At 68.2% G+C, this 1,388-nt stretch carries 1 protein-coding gene; it reads left to right on the forward strand.

Annotated elements, in window-relative coordinates; all coding sequences use genetic code 11:
• Positions 1 to 257: 257 nt before the first annotated feature.
• Positions 258 to 1,334, forward strand: coding sequence for a DUF1996 domain-containing protein (locus DMH12_RS38475; RefSeq protein ID WP_125495859.1), 1,077 nt, complete (start codon positions 258 to 260; stop codon positions 1,332 to 1,334).
• Positions 1,335 to 1,388: the final 54 nt, after the last annotated feature.

The raw sequence follows: 1,388 nt of genomic DNA on the forward strand, positions 1-1,388 counted from the left end.
GCTCTCCTTGTTCGGAAAATGAACGAAGTGGGGGTGGGGGAGCGCTCTCTGGGTGTGCATGTTTCATCCGCCCGCACGGCGCGTCAAGAGTTGTGACCGTTTCTCGTGTGCTGTGTTCAACAAGTAGGGGCAACAGGGCCGTTGGCTCGCACCTGGCCTTCCTGTCGAATCCCTTGACACCTCCCGCCGCGCCCCTCAACACTCCGCCATGGGAGAGCGCTCTCCGAGATTTTCCCCGACACTCCCAGGAGGTCTCCATGCCAAGGAGATCGAAAGTCCTGTCCGGCACCCTCGTCGCAAGCGCGCTGCTGCTGACGTCGATCGGCGTCGGCACCCTCGCGGCGAACGCCGGTGCCGCGACCCCGCCAGCACCGTCCGCGCACTCCGGGCACACCATGGCCGCCTCGACCGCCTTCTCGCCCGAGGACCCGGACGGCGACGGCTACATCCCCGCCAACCCGCCGGTCACCGGCGTCACCCCGTCCACGAAGGAGCCGCCGCACCGCTACTTCCACGAGTTCCAGGCCAACTGCGCGGTCAGCCACACGGCACCGGACGACCCGATCGTCTATCCGCAGCAGCCCGGCAAGTCGCACGACCACACGTTCATGGGCAACACCACGACCGACGCGAACAGCACGACGGCCTCGCTGGAGGCGGGTTCCACGACCTGCCTCGCGCCCGGCGACCGGTCGGGGTACTGGATGCCGACCATGTACGACGGCGACCGGCCGGTGCTGCCGATCGGCCCGCAGGTCATCTACTACAAGGCCGGCGTCACCGACTACACCAGTGTGCGGCCCTTCCCGAAGGGCCTGCGCTACGTCGTCGGCAGCCCGATGCAGAGCGGCCAGGAGTTCCGCAACCACCGGGGCTTCGTCGAGGGCTGGGAGTGCGGCGACAGCTTCTTCAACGTCGACTTCCCGTCCGACTGCCCGGACCGCCAGGACGTCCAGGTCAACATCCGCTTCCAGGCGCCCAGTTGCTGGGACGGCAGAAACCTCGACACGCCCGACCACAAGAGCCACATGGCGTATCCGGTGGTCAACCCCGGGACCAACAACAACATCTGCCCGGCCACTCACCCGGTCGCCCTGCCGATGATCGAGTTCAAGATGGCCTTCCCGGTCAACGGCGACCTGTCCCGGGTCCGACTCGCCAGCGGCGCGAGCTACTCGTTCCACTACGACTTCTTCAACGCCTGGGACGAACCCACCCTCAAGGCCCTCGTCGACCACTGCGTCGTCGGCGGCCTCCAGTGCAACGCGCGCGGCTACGACGAGACGCACCCCGAGGCGGGGGCGGCGCTCGACGCGAACTACGAACTCCCCTGACCCCGGCCCCCCACCGAGACCGGCGGCCCGGCCGTCCACTGCCCCGCGGACGGC

The organism is Streptomyces sp. WAC 04229 (assembly GCF_003947455.1).
Classification (GTDB): Bacteria; Actinomycetota; Actinomycetes; order Streptomycetales; family Streptomycetaceae; genus Streptomyces.